At 61.5% G+C, this 15,141-nt stretch carries 13 protein-coding genes; 10 read left to right on the top strand and 3 right to left on the bottom strand.

Going from position 1 to position 15,141, the window contains the following annotated elements; all coding sequences use genetic code 11:
* Positions 1 to 40 precede the first annotated feature (40 nt).
* Positions 41 to 847 carry a prolipoprotein diacylglyceryl transferase gene (gene lgt, locus E3W21_RS15230; protein ID WP_134420742.1) on the top strand — a complete coding sequence of 269 codons (807 nt, stop codon included), beginning with the start codon at positions 41 to 43 and terminating at the stop codon, positions 845 to 847.
* Between the two features lie 48 nt (positions 848 to 895).
* The gene (locus E3W21_RS15225; protein WP_033060541.1) at positions 896 to 1,867 is read left to right on the top strand and encodes a thymidylate synthase; all 972 of its coding nucleotides are present in this window, start codon (positions 896 to 898) and stop codon (positions 1,865 to 1,867) included.
* Positions 1,868 to 1,992: 125 nt separating this feature from the next.
* On the opposite strand, the gene cadR is transcribed toward E3W21_RS15225, so the two are convergent.
* Positions 1,993 to 2,442, bottom strand: coding sequence for a Cd(II)/Pb(II)-responsive transcriptional regulator (cadR, locus tag E3W21_RS15215; protein WP_129440262.1), 450 nt, complete (start codon positions 2,440 to 2,442; stop codon positions 1,993 to 1,995).
* A gap of 85 nt (positions 2,443 to 2,527) precedes the next feature.
* Here cadR and E3W21_RS15210 point away from each other — a divergent pair, with 85 nt between their 5' ends.
* From E3W21_RS15210 to E3W21_RS15175, 7 genes are all read left to right on the top strand, one after another.
* Positions 2,528 to 4,813 carry a heavy metal translocating P-type ATPase gene (locus E3W21_RS15210; RefSeq protein ID WP_134420740.1) on the top strand — a complete coding sequence of 762 codons (2,286 nt, stop codon included), beginning with the start codon at positions 2,528 to 2,530 and terminating at the stop codon, positions 4,811 to 4,813.
* Positions 4,814 to 4,829: 16 nt separating this feature from the next.
* Positions 4,830 to 5,693 carry a LysR family transcriptional regulator gene (locus E3W21_RS15205; protein WP_134420738.1) on the top strand — a complete coding sequence of 288 codons (864 nt, stop codon included), beginning with the start codon at positions 4,830 to 4,832 and terminating at the stop codon, positions 5,691 to 5,693.
* A 225-nt stretch (positions 5,694 to 5,918) separates the two neighbouring features.
* Entirely contained in the window at positions 5,919 to 6,995 is a 1,077-nt protein-coding gene (locus tag E3W21_RS15195; RefSeq protein WP_134420734.1) for a putative 2-aminoethylphosphonate ABC transporter ATP-binding protein, read from the top strand.
* On the top strand, positions 6,995 to 8,719 hold the full coding sequence (locus E3W21_RS15190; RefSeq protein WP_134420732.1) for a putative 2-aminoethylphosphonate ABC transporter permease subunit: 1,725 nt from the start codon (positions 6,995 to 6,997) through the stop codon (positions 8,717 to 8,719). The genes E3W21_RS15195 and E3W21_RS15190 overlap by 1 nt, the downstream gene beginning before the upstream one ends.
* Positions 8,720 to 8,755: 36 nt before the next feature.
* Positions 8,756 to 9,781 (top strand): putative 2-aminoethylphosphonate ABC transporter substrate-binding protein, encoded by a 1,026-nt coding sequence (locus tag E3W21_RS15185; RefSeq protein WP_129440272.1) that lies wholly within the window; start codon positions 8,756 to 8,758, stop codon positions 9,779 to 9,781.
* Between the two features lie 118 nt (positions 9,782 to 9,899).
* Positions 9,900 to 11,033, top strand: coding sequence for a TIGR03364 family FAD-dependent oxidoreductase (locus tag E3W21_RS15180; RefSeq protein ID WP_134420730.1), 1,134 nt, complete (start codon positions 9,900 to 9,902; stop codon positions 11,031 to 11,033).
* Positions 11,033 to 11,590 carry a phosphonate degradation HD-domain oxygenase gene (locus tag E3W21_RS15175; RefSeq protein WP_134420728.1) on the top strand — a complete coding sequence of 186 codons (558 nt, stop codon included), beginning with the start codon at positions 11,033 to 11,035 and terminating at the stop codon, positions 11,588 to 11,590. Before E3W21_RS15180 ends, E3W21_RS15175 begins: the two co-directional genes overlap by 1 nt.
* Before the next feature lie 132 nt (positions 11,591 to 11,722).
* Here E3W21_RS15175 and E3W21_RS15170 read toward each other — a convergent pair whose 3' ends face one another.
* Positions 11,723 to 13,099, bottom strand: coding sequence for a GTPase/DUF3482 domain-containing protein (locus E3W21_RS15170; protein ID WP_134420726.1), 1,377 nt, complete (start codon positions 13,097 to 13,099; stop codon positions 11,723 to 11,725).
* Positions 13,092 to 14,471 carry a DUF2868 domain-containing protein gene (locus E3W21_RS15165; protein ID WP_134420724.1) on the bottom strand — a complete coding sequence of 460 codons (1,380 nt, stop codon included), beginning with the start codon at positions 14,469 to 14,471 and terminating at the stop codon, positions 13,092 to 13,094. The genes E3W21_RS15170 and E3W21_RS15165 overlap by 8 nt, the downstream gene beginning before the upstream one ends.
* Positions 14,472 to 14,556: 85 nt before the next feature.
* Between E3W21_RS15165 and E3W21_RS15160 the strand changes: the two genes are divergently transcribed.
* Positions 14,557 to 15,069 carry a dihydrofolate reductase gene (locus E3W21_RS15160; protein ID WP_134420722.1) on the top strand — a complete coding sequence of 171 codons (513 nt, stop codon included), beginning with the start codon at positions 14,557 to 14,559 and terminating at the stop codon, positions 15,067 to 15,069.
* Positions 15,070 to 15,141: the final 72 nt, after the last annotated feature.

Genomic DNA, 15,141 nt, shown 5'->3' with positions numbered 1-15,141 from the left:
CCGGGAATTTTAAAGGTTTCAACTCTAACGAGGAGTCGCAATGCTGCCTTACCCGCAGATCGACCCGGTGGCATTGGCCATCGGTCCGCTGAAAATCCACTGGTACGGCTTGATGTACCTGATCGGCATCGGCGGCGCCTGGCTGCTGGCGTCGCGCCGGTTGAACCGCTTCGACCCGACCTGGAGTAAAGAGAAACTCTCCGACATGGTGTTCTGGATGTCGATGGGGGTCATTGTCGGCGGCCGCTTGGGCTATGTGCTGTTTTACGATCTGAGTGCTTACATCGCCAACCCGTTGTTGATCTTTGAAGTGTGGAAGGGCGGCATGTCGTTCCACGGCGGGTTCATCGGCGTGATGCTGGCCGCGTTGTGGTTTGGTAAAAAGAACGGCAAGTCGTTCTTCCAGCTGATGGACTTCGTCGCACCGATGGTGCCGATCGGTCTGGGCGCCGGACGTATTGGCAACTTCATCAACGCCGAGTTGTGGGGCAAGGCAACCGATGTGCCGTGGGCGATGATCTTCCCGACCGATCCAGCGCAACTGGCGCGTCACCCGTCGCAGCTGTACCAGTTCGCGCTCGAAGGCGTGGCGCTGTTCGCCATTCTCTGGTTGTTCTCGCGCAAGCCGCGGCCGACCATGGCGGTGTCCGGGATGTTCGCGCTGTTCTATGGCATCTTCCGTTTCATCGTCGAATTCGTCCGCGTACCGGACGCGCAACTGGGCTATCTGGCCTGGAACTGGCTGACCATGGGTCAGGTACTTTGCGTACCGATGATCGTCGGCGGTCTGTACCTGATCTGGCTGGCGTATCACCGTGCACCGGCGGCTCCAGCGGCGGCCGTATAAATTCGAACCCCGGGGCGACGGTCCCGGGTTCAAGGACACAGGTAACTCATGAAGCAATATCTCGAACTGGTCGCCCACGTCATCAAGAACGGCACCAAACAGGCCAACCGCACCGGCGTGAACACCATCAGCTTCCCTGGCGCGATGCTGCGTTATGACCTGAAGGAAGGTTTCCCGGCGATCACCACGCGCAAGATGGCCTTCAAATCGGCCATCGGCGAGATGTGTGGTTTTCTGCGCGGGGTGAACAACGCCGCCGAATTCCGTGCGCTGGGTTGCAAGGTCTGGGATCAGAACGCCAACGAAAACGCCCAGTGGCTGGCCAACCCGTTCCGTCAGGGCGAAGACGACCTCGGCGAGATCTACGGCGTGCAATGGCGCAAATGGCCGGCGTACAAGCAGATCCCGGTCAGCAACCAGGCCGCCATCGAACAGACCCTGAGTCAGGGCTACCGCCAAATCGCCGAAGGCGAAGAAGACGGTCAAGCCTACGTGGTGCTGTACAAGGCGATCGACCAGATCCGCCAGTGCGTCGACACCATCATCAAAGACCCGGGCAGCCGCCGCATTCTGTTCCACGGCTGGAACGTCGCCCAGCTCGATGAAATGGCCCTGCCGCCGTGCCACTTGCTGTACCAGTTCCACCCGAATGTGGAGACCAAAGAAATCTCTTTGACTCTGTACATCCGCTCCAACGACCTGGGCCTGGGCACGCCGTTCAACCTCACCGAAGGCGCCGCGCTGCTGAGCCTGATCGGTCGCCTGACCGGCTACACGCCGCGCTGGTTCACCTATTTCATCGGTGATGCCCACGTCTACGAAAACCATTTGGACATGCTGAATGAACAGCTCAAGCGCGAGCCGTTCCCGATGCCGAAACTGGTGATTAGTGATCGTGTGCCGGAGTTTGCCAAGACGGGTGTTTATCAGCCGGAGTGGCTGGAGTTGATCGAGCCGAGCGATTTCTCGCTCGAAGGCTACGAGCACCACGCGCCGATGACCGCGCCGATGGCGGTTTAAGCCTTAACACCGACCAAATGTGGGAGCGGGCTTGCTCGCGAAAGCGGTATGCCAGTCGACATCATCGTTGACTGACACGACGCATTCGCGAGCAAGCCCGCTCCCACATTTGATTTTCGGTGTTTTTAGTGGCCGTGACTGCGGCCAACATGGGAATGCTCCACCTCCGTCGCCACAACCCCGCCGTTCACTTCAAGCCGCTGCAAAATCCCGCACTGATCAATATCCGGCCCCTCGCCACAACGTTGGCGCAGGTCGAGCAGTTGTGTCTGCAACGCCATCAACCCATCGATCCGCGCCTTCACGTGATGAATGTGCTCGTCAATCAACGCATTCACGCTTTCGCACTGATCCTGCGGACTGTCACGCAGGGCCAGCAGGCTGCGGATTTCCTCAAGCGTCATGTCGAGGGTGCGGCAGTTGCGGATGAAGGTCAGGCGCTCGGCGTGGGCCTGGGTGTAGACGCGGTAGTTGCCGTCGCTACGGGCCGGCTCCGGCAGCAGATTTTCGCGCTCGTAGTAGCGAATGGTTTCCACGGCGCAGTCGGTGAGTTTGGCCAGTTCTCCGATCTTCATGACGGCAATCTCCAAAAGGGTGCTTGACCCTATAGTGGCTATAGGGTCTTTACTTGGCAACAGGCACCTTTCCGGACGCGACCCAATGAGCGATTCCCTTCACACGCACAAACCCGAGGCTGATCACGATCACGATCACGATCACGATCACGATCACAGCCACAAGCTGCAGCCTGTACAGAAGCATGACCATGGCAGCCACGAGGATTCCTGCTGTTCGTCCAAAGTGGCGGCACCGTCGCTGATCAAACTCAGCGAAACGCCGACCGCTGGCGCGCGGCTGAGTAGCTTCCGCATCGATGCCATGGATTGCCCGACCGAGCAGACACTGATCGAGAACAAACTCGGCAAACTCGTGGGCGTGCAGCAACTGGAGTTCAACCTGATCAACCGCGTGTTGGGCGTCACCCATGACCTGCCGAGCACTGCTCCGATCATCGACGCCATCAAGTCCCTCGGCATGCAGGCCGAGCCGATAGAGCAGGGCGCTGAACCGTCAGCACCGGCTCCCGAGAAAAAGCCCTGGTGGCCCTTGGCGCTGTCGGGTATTGGTGCGCTGGCCGCCGAAGTGATCCACTTCACCAACGCTGCGCCGAACTGGGTTGTGGCAGTCATCGCGCTGATCTCGATCCTCAGCGGCGGCCTCAGGACCTATAAAAAGGGCTGGATCGCGCTTAAAAACCTCAACCTGAACATCAACGCGCTGATGAGCATCGCGGTGACTGGCGCGATTTTGATCGGCCAGTGGCCGGAAGCGGCGATGGTGATGTTCCTGTTCACCGTGGCCGAGTTGATCGAAGCCAAGTCTCTGGACCGGGCACGCAACGCCATCGGCGGTCTGATGCAGATGACCCCGGAACAAGCCACGGTGCAGCAGGCCGACGGCAGTTGGATTGAGCGGGATGTTAAAACCATCGAGTTGGGTGCGCGGGTGCGGGTGCGTCCGGGTGAGCGAATCGGCCTGGACGGTGAAGTGGTTTCGGGCAGTTCGACCATCGATCAGGCGCCGATCACCGGTGAAAGCCTGCCGGTGGAGAAGACCATCGGCGATAAAGTCTTCGCCGGCACCATCAACCAGGCAGGTTCCCTGGAGTACTCAGTAACCGCAGCGGCCAACAACTCGACACTGGCACGAATCATCCACGCCGTGGAACAGGCCCAAGGCGCGCGGGCACCGACCCAGCGTTTCGTCGACAGCTTCTCGAAAATCTACACCCCGGCGGTGTTCATCCTGGCTCTCGCCGTCGCTGTGATTCCGCCACTGTTCATGGGCGCCGTATGGTTCGACTGGATCTACCGGGCGTTGGTGTTGCTGGTGGTTGCGTGCCCATGTGCGCTGGTGATTTCAACCCCGGTGACCATCGTCAGCGGCCTCGCGGCGGCGGCGCGCAATGGGATTCTGGTGAAGGGCGGCGTTTATCTGGAGGGCGGTTACAAGCTCGATTACCTGGCCTTGGACAAGACCGGCACGATCACGCACGGCAAACCGGTGCAGACCGATTACCTGTCGCTTGATCCAACCGCTGACGCATCAGCCCCGGCGATTGCTGCTGCGCTGGCCGGTCGCTCCGATCACCCAGTGTCGTTGGCCATTGCCAACGCGGCTGTGGATAAACAACTCGCACCGCTGATTGTGGATAACTTTGCGGCGCTGGCCGGTCGCGGTGTACGCGGCGAAATCAATGGTCAGGTTTACCACTTGGGTAATCACCGTTTAGTGGAAGAACTGAACCTGTGCTCGCCTGCACTGGAGGAAAAGCTGTTCGCGCTGGAGAAACAGGGCAAGTCCGTGGTGCTGCTGCTCGACAAATCCGGCCCATTGGCGCTGTTCGCCGTGGCCGACACCGTGAAAGAGTCCAGCCGCGAGGCGATCCAGCAACTGCACGACTTGGGCATCAAAACCCTGATGCTGACCGGCGACAACGTCCACACCGCTCAGGCGATTGCCGCGCAAGTCGGCATCGACGAGGCCAAGGGCGATCTGCTGCCGACCGACAAGCTGCAAGCCATCGAAGCCCTTTATGCACAGGGCCATATCGTCGGCATGGTCGGTGACGGTATTAACGACGCCCCGGCACTGGCGCGGGCCGAGATCGGTTTTGCCATGGCGGCAGCGGGCACCGATACCGCCATCGAGACCGCCGATGTCGCCCTGATGGACGACGATCTGCGCAAGATCCCGACCTTCATCCGGCTGTCACGACAAACCTCAAGCATCCTCAAACAGAACATTGCCCTGGCATTGGTCATCAAAGCGATCTTTCTTGGGGTAACCTTCGCCGGGATCGCCACCATGTGGATGGCGGTGTTCGCCGACATGGGCGTGAGCCTGTTGGTGGTGTTTAACGGTTTGCGCTTATTGCGCAAATAGACGATGAGGAAAGGGTGTGCTGAGTGCCGAGCTGAAGGCGTTTTACATGGTTGCCCGCTTGGGCAGCATTACCCTGGCGGCGAAAAAACTCGGCCTGAGCCAACCCACGGTGACCACGCAGATTCGCAATCTGGAAAGCCAGTACTCGGTTGAGCTGTTCTACCGTGGCGGCCGCCGCCTCAGCGTCAGCGATGAAGGTGCGCGGCTGTTGCCGATGGTCAAGGCGCTGTTGCAGCAGGAAGCCGACATCGAGTTTTTCCTGCGTAACAGCGGTCAGGTCCAAGGCACGTTGCGTATCGCCGCGACCGCGCCGTATTACATCCTCGATCTGGTGAAGACCTTTCGCGAGCGCCTGCCACAGGTGGAAGTGTCGGTGGAGATCGGTAACTCCCAGCAAGTGCTTGAAGCCCTGGAGGATTACCGGGTGGATGTCGCGGCGTCGTCGCAGTTGCTCGACGATGCGCGGCTGATTCGCCGGGTGCTCGGCAGCGATCCGCTGGTGCTAGCTGTGCATCGCAATCATCCGTTGGCGGTCCACGACCATGTGCCGCTCAGTGCGTTGGCCGGGCATACGTTATTGATGCGCGAATCGGGTTCGACCACTCGACGTCTGACCGAGGAATTGCTGGCCAGCGCCGGGGTGAGTTTCGGGCCGCTGCTGGAAATTGGCAGCCGTGAGTCGATCCGTGAGGCGGTGTTGCGCAATATCGGCATCAGCATCATTGCCCGGCAGGAAGTGCCGCATGATCCGCAACTGCGCGTGCTGACCATCGAGAATGCGCCGCAGATCCCCGAGTATTTGTACTGCCTCAAAGAGCGAAAAGGCGCGCGGCTGCCGGCGGCGTTCCTGGGGTTGGCGCAGGAAATGGCTCCGGTCTGAGAGTTGCGCTGACTGTGCGGGCCTCTTCGCGAGCAAGCCCGCTCCCACAGGGGAAACGCATTCCAAAATGTGGGAGCGGGCTTGCTCGCGAAGGCGCCAGACCAGACAACCCATAACTCCAACCCAAATCCTTGAATACCACTATCAGCCGTTTTTGCCTCACTGCCACATGTCGGACGCATTACAAATCTAGGATGGCCTTCATCTGCTTGATGAGGCCTGTCCATGAACCACTCGATCGCAACTGCCCTGACCAACCCCGGCGCGCCGATGAAAGTGCGCGGCGTGCAGAAACGCTTCGGCGCCTTCACCGCGCTGGATAACGTTTCCCTCGACGTGGCGGCCGGTGAGCTGGTGTGTCTGCTCGGTCCGTCGGGCTGTGGCAAAACCACCTTGCTGCGCTGCATTGCCGGTCTTGAGAAGCAGGACAGTGGCGAGTTGTACCTCGGCAATCGCGACGTTTCCCATCTGGCGCCCCAGGCTCGGGACTACGGCATTCTGTTTCAGTCCTACGCGCTGTTCCCCAATCTTACCGTCGAAGCGAACATCGCCTACGGCCTCGCCGGCAGTGGTCGCGATGAAGTGCGCAAGCGTGTCGGTCAGATGCTGGAGCTGGTCGGCCTGATCGGCAGTGAGAAAAAGTACCCCGGCCAATTGTCCGGCGGCCAACAGCAACGTGTCGCACTGGCTCGGGCCTTGGCGCCGGCACCTTCGTTGCTGCTGCTGGACGAACCGATGTCGGCCCTCGACGCTCGGGTCCGCGAGCATCTGTGCACCGAACTGCGCCAACTGCAGCGCAACCTCGGCATCACCACCCTGATGGTCACCCACAATCAGGACGAAGCCATGCTGATGGCCGACCGCATCGCCGTGATGAACAACGGCAAGGTCGAGCAATACGCCACGCCGCAGGAAATCTACGACCGCCCGGCGACGCCGTTTGTGGCGGAGTTCGTCGGCCAGGGCAACTGGCTGCCATTCCAGCGCAGCAGCGACAGCCACGCCCAGGTCGGCGGGATGAACATGCGCCTGGCCGACGGCAGCGCCAAAACCGCGTCCGGACGTTTGTTCTGCCGCCCGGAAGCGATCAACGTCAACCCGCCCGTGCATGAAGAAAACCTGTTCCCGGCCAAGGTTCGCGAAATCACCTTCCTCGGCAACCGCTGCCGCATGAGCTTCGAACTCGATCAACTACCGGGTCATGCGCTGCTGGCGGAACTGGCGCCGGAAGCCATGCCGCGCCTCGGCGCGCAACAGATCATGGTCGCCTTGCCACCGCGCAGCCTGCAGGTGTTTGCCTGATGAGCGCGAACCTCGCGCTGCCGATACCGCACAAGCAGGTTCGGCAGACCTCCCGTGCCGAGATTGGCGACCGGGTGTTTGTGGTCGGGGGCAAGGCCCTGTTGTTGGTGTTGCTCGGCGTTGCGGTACTGATGCCGTTGCTGGCGATCTTCTGGCGCGGTTTCAGCTCTGAAGCCGGGCAGGGCGGCGGTCTGGTGGCCGCCCGTGAATTGGTTACCAGTGCCAATTTTCACTGGTTGCTCGGCAATAGCCTGAAGGTTTCCCTCAGCGTTGCGGCGATTGTCGTACCGCTGGCCTACCTGTTTGCCTACGCCCTGCAACGCACATTGATACCGGGCAAAGGCATCTGGCGTGGGATGTCGCTGTTGCCACTGATGGCGCCGTCGATGTTGCCGGGCATTGCGCTGGTTTATCTGTTCGGCAACCAGGGCATGTTGCGCGGTTTGCTCTCGGACAACATTTACGGCTTCTGGGGCATTGTTCTGGGTGAGGTCATCTACACCTTCCCACACGCGTTGATGATTCTGCTGTCGGCCCTGTCGCTGGCGGATGCGCGACTCTTCGATGCCGCCTCCAGCATGGGCGCCAGTCCGGCGAAAGCCTTTCGCAGCATCACTTGGCCGGCAACCCGTCAGGCCGTGTTCGCGGCGTTCTGTCTGGTATTCACCCTGACCATCACCGACTTCGGCGTACCCGTGGTGGTCGGTGGCGATTATCAGGTACTGGCGCTGGAAGCCTACAAAGCCGTGGTCGGCCAACAACAGTTCGGTCGCGGCGCGTTGATCGGCATGGTCCTGCTGCTGCCGGCGCTGTTCAGTTTTGGGGTCGACGCCTGGCTGCGTCGGCGTCACGGCGATTCCATGAGCGGTCGGGCGCAGGTCTTTCAACCGGCGCCGTCGAAACTGCGGGACGACTGCTACCTGGCCATCGTGCTGCTGATCTGCGCGGTGTTGCTGCTGGTGTTCGGCATGGCGGTGTATTCGTCACTGGTGAAATTCTGGCCGTACAACCTGTCGCTGTCGCTCAACCATTACCAGTTCAACGACACGGCGGGCGGTGGCTGGCTGGCCTACGGCAACAGCGTGAAGATGGCCTTGTGCACGGCGTTGATCGGCAGCGTGCTGATCTTCACCGGCGCCTACCTGATGGAAAAAACCAAGGGCCAGCGCGGGCTGAATCTGACACTGCGCATGCTCAGTTTCGTACCGATGGCGGTGCCGGGTCTGGTGCTGGGCCTGGGTTACGTCTTTTTCTTCAACCTCAGCGGCAACCCGCTGCATGTGCTCTACGGGACCATGACCCTGCTGGTGGTGTGCACCATTGCTCACTATTTGACCACCGCGCAAATGACCGCGACCACGGCGCTGCGTCAACTCGACGCCGAGTTCGAAGCCGCCGCGCTGTCGCTCAAGGCGCCGCTGTATCGGCATTACCTGCGCGTCACCGTGCCGATCTGCCTGCCGGCGCTGCTGGACATCGTGCGTTACCTGTTCGTCTCGGCCATGACCACTGTCTCGGCGGCGATCTTCCTCTACAGCCCCGACACCATCCTCGCGGCGGTGGCGGTACTGAACATGGATGACGCCGGCAACGTCGGCGGCGCGGCGGCGATGTCGACTTTGATTCTGTTCACCTCGGCGGGCGTGTCCCTGTTGCTGGCCTGGGCCTCGCGCGGTTTGTTGCGCCGCTCCCAGGCCTGGCGGCAGACCGCGCCAGGCCATTGATTCGCTTCAACCCCTCAACTCAAACAGGAAAAGATCATGTTCAAGCCTATGGCCCTGGCCGCTGCTGTCCTCACCGCTTTCAGCCTGAACGCCTTCGCGGCGAAAACCGAGTTGACGGTGTACACCGCCCTCGAAGCCGAACAACTGAAGACCTACAAAGAAGCCTTCGAAAAGGCCAACCCGGACGTCGAGATCAAGTGGGTGCGCGACTCCACCGGCATCATCACCGCCAAACTGCTGGCCGAAAAAGCCCGCCCGCAGGCTGATGCGGTGTGGGGCCTGGCCGCTTCGAGCCTGGCGATCCTCGACCAGCAAGGCATGCTGCAAAGTTACGCGCCGAAGGACCTGGGCAAGATCGGCGGCAACTACCGCGACGCCGCCAACCCGCCGGCCTGGGTCGGCATGGACGTCTGGGCTGCGACCATTTGCTTCAACACTGTCGAAGCCGAAAAGCAGGGCCTGAGCAAACCCGTGAGCTGGCAGGACCTGACCAAGCCTGAGTACAAAGGCAAAATCGTCATGCCCAACCCGGCGTCGTCCGGCACCGGTTTCCTCGACGTCAGCGCCTGGCTGCAAACCTTCGGCGAGAAGCAGGGCTGGCAGTACATGGACGACCTGCACCAGAACATCGGCCAGTACGTTCACTCCGGTTCCAAGCCGTGCAAGCTGGCAGCGGCGGGTGAATTCCCGATCGGTATTTCCTTTGAATACCCGGCCGTTCAGCTGAAGCGCCAAGGCGCGCCGCTGGACATCATCCTGCCGAAAGAAGGTCTGGGCTGGGAGATCGAAGCCACCGCCGTGATCAAGGGCACACCGCACGAGGATGCCGCAAAGAAACTGGCTGACTTCTCTGCCAGCCCGGCGGCGATGGAGCTTTATAAAGAGAACTTCGCGGTGCTCGCGCAGCCAGGTATTGCCAAGCCGCAGACCGAATTGCCGGCGGATTATGAGCAGCGTTTGATCAAGAACGACTTTGCCTGGGCGTCGAAGAATCGCGATGAAATCCTCACCGAATGGCGCAAGCGCTATGACGGCAAGTCCGAGAAAGTGGCTGCCAAGTAAGATCTTCATCGGCTGACAGGGCCCCTTCGCGAGCAAGCCCGCTCCCACATTTGGAATGCGTTCCCCTGTGGGAGCGGGCTTGCTCGCGAAGGCGGCTTCGAACTTTGGACACCTCTTCATGACACAACACAACGACATGCTGATCGTCGGCGCTGGCATTCTCGGCCTGTCCCACGCCTACGCCGCCGCCAAGCGCGGTCTGAAAGTCACCGTTTTCGAACGCAGCGAAACGCCTTTGGGTGCCTCGGTACGAAACTTCGGTCAGGCACTGGTCACCGGCCAACCACCGGGCCTGATGCTCGAACTGGCCAAAGCCAGCCGCGAGATCTGGGGCCAATGGGCCCAACTCGCCGGTCTGCAACTCAAGCGCAACGGCTCGTACCTGTTCGCCCGCACCGAAGCCGAAGAACACCTGCTGGAAGCCTTCTGCGCCGGTCGCGCCGTGGAACACGGTTACCGCGTCGACCTGTTGCGCGGCGCTGCATTGCGTGACGTATACGGCGGCCAGTTCAGCCATCACCGCGCCGCATTGCACGGAATGGACGATCAGCAACTGTATTCGCGCGAAGCGATTCCGGCGTTGATCGACTACCTGCACCGCGAACTTGGCGTCGCGTTTCACTTCTCCACCCTGGTGCGCGACATCGAGCCCGGCCGCTTGCACAGCACCGCCGGATCCTTCAGTGCCGAACAGATCATCGTCTGTTCCGGCCACGATTATCAGACGCTGCTGGCCGAGCCAATCGCCGAGCTCAACCCGCAAATCTGCCGCCTGCAAATGCTCCGCGCTCGACCGCAAATCAACCTCAACCTGCAACACGCGTTGCTCACCGGTCTGAGCTGCGTGCACTACGGCGCCTTCGCCGATCTGCCGGAAGCGGCGGCGGTGCAAGCGCAAATCCTGCGAGAGGAACCGCATCTGCATGAAAACGGCATTCACCTGCTGATCAGCCCGACGCCTTACGGTGAGTTGATCATCGGCGACTCCCACCATTACGGCAGCGACCCGTCGCCGTTCAATGCCGAGCAAGTGGACAACTGGATGATCGAACTGGCCGAGCAGACGTTGGGTTGCAAGGTGCAAGTGGTGGAACGCTGGCAGGGTGTCTATGGTTCGCGGGGACCCGGGCCATTCTCGTTTCTGCGTCCGATGCCGGGTGTGAGCGTGGCACTGATGCACACCGGTGTCGGCATGAGCGTCGGGCCGGCGATGGCTGAACGCAACGTAGCGACGTTGTTGGGAGAGCGTTGATGGACCGCAATGAGCAAGTGATCGCCGAGGTGTTCGCGTTATACGAGCGCTTTGGCGACAGCGATTACATTGGCGAGCCGGTGTCGCAGATCGAGCACATGTCACAGGCCGCCGAACTGGCCATGGCCGAGGGCTTCGATGACGAAGTGGTGCTGGCCGCGTTCTTCCACGACATCGGGCATATCTGCGCCGAGAGCGCCGAGACCATGGGCGGCTTCGGCGTGGTCAGTCACGAACGGTTGGGCGCGGATTACTTACGTCGCGCAGGTTTCAGCGAGCGCTTGGCGCGGCTTGTGGAATACCACGTTCAGGCCAAGCGCTACCTGACGCTCAAAGAGCCTGGGTATTACGAGAGATTGAGCGAAGCCAGTCGCCGGACGCTGGAATATCAGGGTGGCGTGATGACCGCTGAAGAGGCTGAAGCTTTCGAGCAGGATCCGTTATGTGCGGTGAGTTTGCGGATGCGTCAGTGGGATGAGCAGGCCAAGGAAATGGCGGTGCCGGTGATTGATCTTCGTCTCTTGAAAGAAAAGGCGTTGCGCCTATTGGTGGCGTAATGCAAATGAACCGAGGTGCGGCCTTCGCGAGCAAGCCCCACATTAGATCCGTGTCATACACAAATATTGGGTCACTGAAAATCAAATGTGGGAGCGGGCTTGCTCGCGAAGGGGCCGCCCCAACACCCAGACCTAAAGCTGCTGCGCCAATACCTCAACCTGCTCTTGCCTTTCCGCCTGATTCAACTTCGGATGCGGATCAAGCGACGACCACTGCGGATGCGCCCGCGCCTTGGTCAGTGCCTCGGGCAGTTTGCCTTCGCGCCAGGATTTGTCCTGGGGCGTGGCGACCTGAATGCTGTCCATCGCCGCATGCCCTCGCGCATTAAGCGCTTGCAGCAGTTGCCGCTGACGCAACGCCAATAGCCGCAGCACGCCGTCATCGACGGTCAGCTCTCGCTGGCCTTTGATCTTGCCCATTAACCGGCTGCCATAACTGCGCGCGGTTTGCAGGGCGCCGCCGGCAATTGCGCCGGCGAGTGCCGCTGCGCCAAGGGTCAGACCGCCTACCAGCAAGTCGACCCCGGCCCCGGCTGCCGCGCCGGCCGCGATACCGCCACCGACTCGCACGCCGAGCTGTTTCAGGGTTTCCGGGTTGAACAGGTCGTCACCCCAGCGGCCATCAAGCAGTGGCAGATCACTGGCCGCCGCGTCCTGTGGACGGAAAGCGTAGAGCTTGAGCAGCGCTTCGACGCAGCGTTGTTCCCGTTGTCGAACCGCTTTGCGCAGTTCGTTGATGGCCTGCTGTTCTTGCTCGGCTTCGCTGACCACGCTGCGTCGGCACGCGGCGCAGTCGATCAATAATTCGGCAATCAGCCGCGCCGCACTCTGTTGCCGGGCCTGGCGTTGGGCTTGCTGATCGGCGATCAGGCGCTCCAGTTGCGGGCGGGCGTTTTCCAGCAGCAGTGCGAGGCTTTCATACAGTCGACGTTCGCCATCCTCCGGCGGTGCGACGCTGTCGAAACGCACCAAGGCGTGCAAGCCGAGGCGTGCCAACGCTTCGCGCCAATCCGGCTCGCGGTGGTTGGCGCTGCTGACAAAGTTCAGCACCGGCAGCAGCGGTTTTCCGCAGCTGGCCAACACGTCCAGTTCGTCGCGGTACTTGGCCAGCACCGGTTCCCGGGCGTCGATCACGTAGAGACCGGCGTCGCAGGTCAGCAGTTGCCGCAGCACCTTGGCTTCCTGTTCGAAGCGCTGCCGGGCTTCGCTGCCCTCAAGGAATCGCGCCAGTCGTGCCGGGCCGTCGAGGCGTTCGCCGGGGCGTTCCAGACGCTCGAGGTAGTCGAGCAGGGCGATGGCGTCTTCCAGACCGGGGGTGTCGTAGAGGTCGAGCAAAGGTTCGCCGTCCACCGACAACCGCGCGCCTTCGACGTGTCGTGTGGTGCTAGGGCGATGAGACACCTCACCGAAACCGACATCGCGGGTCAACGTTCGCAGCAATGAGGTTTTGCCGACATTGGTGTGGCCGACCACGGCGAGCTTCAAGGGCGGTTTCCAGGGGTTAGTCATGACCGCTCTCCAGCCAGTTCAACGGCGCGCAATCGGCGAACGGCAAGTCCAGCTGTTGCAGCGCCACGTGCCAGTCACCCAGCCTTTCGGCATCCAGCGCTTCGCCCGGCGGTGCTTGCAGCAGCCAGACGCGGGTGGCGCTGGCGCTGCGGGCCAGTTCGGCGATCAGTGCCAGACTGCCACGGTCCGGAGAACGTCGCGGATCGCAAGCGATGGCCAGGCGGGCCGGGGGGAAACGGCTCAGTTGTTCGAGAAGTTTGTTGCGCGATTCGCGACTGTCGAGAATCCCGGCGTTGCCCACGGTTTTCGGTAATTGCGGCGGCCATGGACGTTGATCGTCCAGCTCGATGGCGACCAACAACGCGCCATCGCTTTGCAGGTCGCTGACGCCGCTTTCAATACGATGCAATTGCTCTGGCGCAGCGTCGCTGATACCCAGGCGTTCACTGGTCGGCATCAGCCGTTCGCGCAGTTGGGCGTAACCGGGCAGGTTCAAATCCAGACGCAATGCCGCTTGCCCGGTTTTCCAGCGCCACAGGCAGAACAGCGCCAGCAACAGTCGCGGCAAAACACCGTAGACCACCAGTACACCGACCAGCCATGTTGCCCAGGCCTGACGGGCGCTTTCGATGTTGAGCGCGGCATCGCCGCTGGCGCGGATCATTTCCACGGTCGGAACGTTGAAACCAAGCATGGCCGGCAGGGCGCCGAGGGCTTGAGTCATGGCGACGAAGGTGTCGCCGCCGAGGAGCGTGGTTTCCCAGACGAAACCGTAACGCCGGGTCGCCATCAGCAACAACAGCATCACCAGCGCGCTGAGCATCGCCAGCAACCACAAGCCGTTGACCAGTACGCCGACCGCCCAGCGATTGAGTTTCTGTCGTTGCAGCAATAGCAGCAGGGACGGGGCCAGTTGCGCGGCTTTGGCATCGCGAGCGAGTTTTTCGCTGAGCCATAACCATAATCGGCCGAGGGTGGCGCCGTGTTCGCCGGCGAAGGCCAGGCCCAACGCCCAGCTCAGCAATAGAATCAGGTTCAGTCCGAGCAAGCTGCCCAAGGCCCAGAACACATTGACCGGGGTTTGTCCGTCGCCCAGCGCGGCAATCGCCAGGCCGGCGCCGCTGGCAACGGCGAGAACAGCCAGCACCAACAGTGCCAGTCGCGAACCTTGCAGCCAGTGTTTGAGGGCGCTGGTCAGTCCATCGCGCTCGGCCAGCCACAGGGCACGGCGTTGAATGCGTGTCGGCAGGTCGCCGCCGGCGCTGCGGGCCAGTCGGTTGGCTTCCAGATCATCCAGGGGACCGGCGTGTTCTTCGCGCAGGCGCACCGTCTCGGTCAGCCAGAGGTTTTGCAGTGGAGTCAGTTCAGTCACGCGGCATCCCGTCGCTCAATTGAACGGTGAGCATAACCGCTGTGGCGCTTATCGGGGTACGGGAGGCTCTGGTATCCTCGCCGGCATGACTAAATCACTCCCCCTCAGCCTGATCGCAGCCCTCGGTGAAAACCGTGTGATCGGCGTCGACAACAGCATGCCCTGGCACTTGCCGGGGGACTTCAAATACTTCAAGGCCACCACCCTCGGCAAGCCGATCATCATGGGGCGCAAGACCTGGGATTCCCTCGGTCGTCCGTTGCCGGGCCGGTTGAACATCGTGGTCAGCCGTCAGGTGGATCTGCAGCTCGAAGGCGCGGAGGTTTATCCGTCGCTGGAAGCTGCAGTGGTTCGCGCCGAAGAATGGGCAAAGGAGCAAGGCGTCGATGAGCTGATGCTGATTGGTGGGGCGCAGTTGTATGCGCAAGGGATGGCGCAGGCTGATCGGCTGTACTTGACGCGCGTGGCGTTGAGCCCGGAAGGGGATGCGTGGTTTCCGGCGTTTGATTTGGGGCAGTGGAAGCTGGTGTCCAATGTTCCGAATGCGGCGGAAGGCGACAAGCCAGCGTACAACTTTGAGGTGTGGGAAAAGGCCTAAAAGCTTCGCGAGCAAGCCCGCTCCCACACTTGATCTGCGTCGTGCACAAATCCAATGTGGGAGCGGGCTTGC

The organism is Pseudomonas sp. F01002 (genome assembly GCF_004402115.1).
Lineage (GTDB): Bacteria > Pseudomonadota > Gammaproteobacteria > Pseudomonadales > Pseudomonadaceae > Aquipseudomonas > Aquipseudomonas frigoris.
This window is presented reverse-complemented; position numbering and strand designations above follow the sequence as displayed.

Bases quoted from the DNA above. Each gene is read 5' to 3' on its own strand.
- E3W21_RS15185 (WP_129440272.1), top strand. From the start codon at position 8,756: ATGTTCAAGCCTATGGCCCTGGCCGCTGCTGTCCTCACCGCTTTCAGC.
- E3W21_RS15190 (WP_134420732.1), top strand. From the start codon at position 6,995: ATGAGCGCGAACCTCGCGCTGCCGATACCGCACAAGCAGGTTCGGCAG.
- E3W21_RS15180 (WP_134420730.1), top strand. From the start codon at position 9,900: ATGACACAACACAACGACATGCTGATCGTCGGCGCTGGCATTCTCGGC.
- E3W21_RS15195 (WP_134420734.1), top strand. From the start codon at position 5,919: ATGAACCACTCGATCGCAACTGCCCTGACCAACCCCGGCGCGCCGATG.
- E3W21_RS15170 (WP_134420726.1), bottom strand. From the start codon at position 13,099: ATGACTAACCCCTGGAAACCGCCCTTGAAGCTCGCCGTGGTCGGCCAC.
- lgt (WP_134420742.1), top strand. From the start codon at position 41: ATGCTGCCTTACCCGCAGATCGACCCGGTGGCATTGGCCATCGGTCCG.
- E3W21_RS15160 (WP_134420722.1), top strand. From the start codon at position 14,557: ATGACTAAATCACTCCCCCTCAGCCTGATCGCAGCCCTCGGTGAAAAC.
- cadR (WP_129440262.1), bottom strand. From the start codon at position 2,442: ATGAAGATCGGAGAACTGGCCAAACTCACCGACTGCGCCGTGGAAACC.
- E3W21_RS15225 (WP_033060541.1), top strand. From the start codon at position 896: ATGAAGCAATATCTCGAACTGGTCGCCCACGTCATCAAGAACGGCACC.
- E3W21_RS15210 (WP_134420740.1), top strand. From the start codon at position 2,528: ATGAGCGATTCCCTTCACACGCACAAACCCGAGGCTGATCACGATCAC.
- E3W21_RS15175 (WP_134420728.1), top strand. From the start codon at position 11,033: ATGGACCGCAATGAGCAAGTGATCGCCGAGGTGTTCGCGTTATACGAG.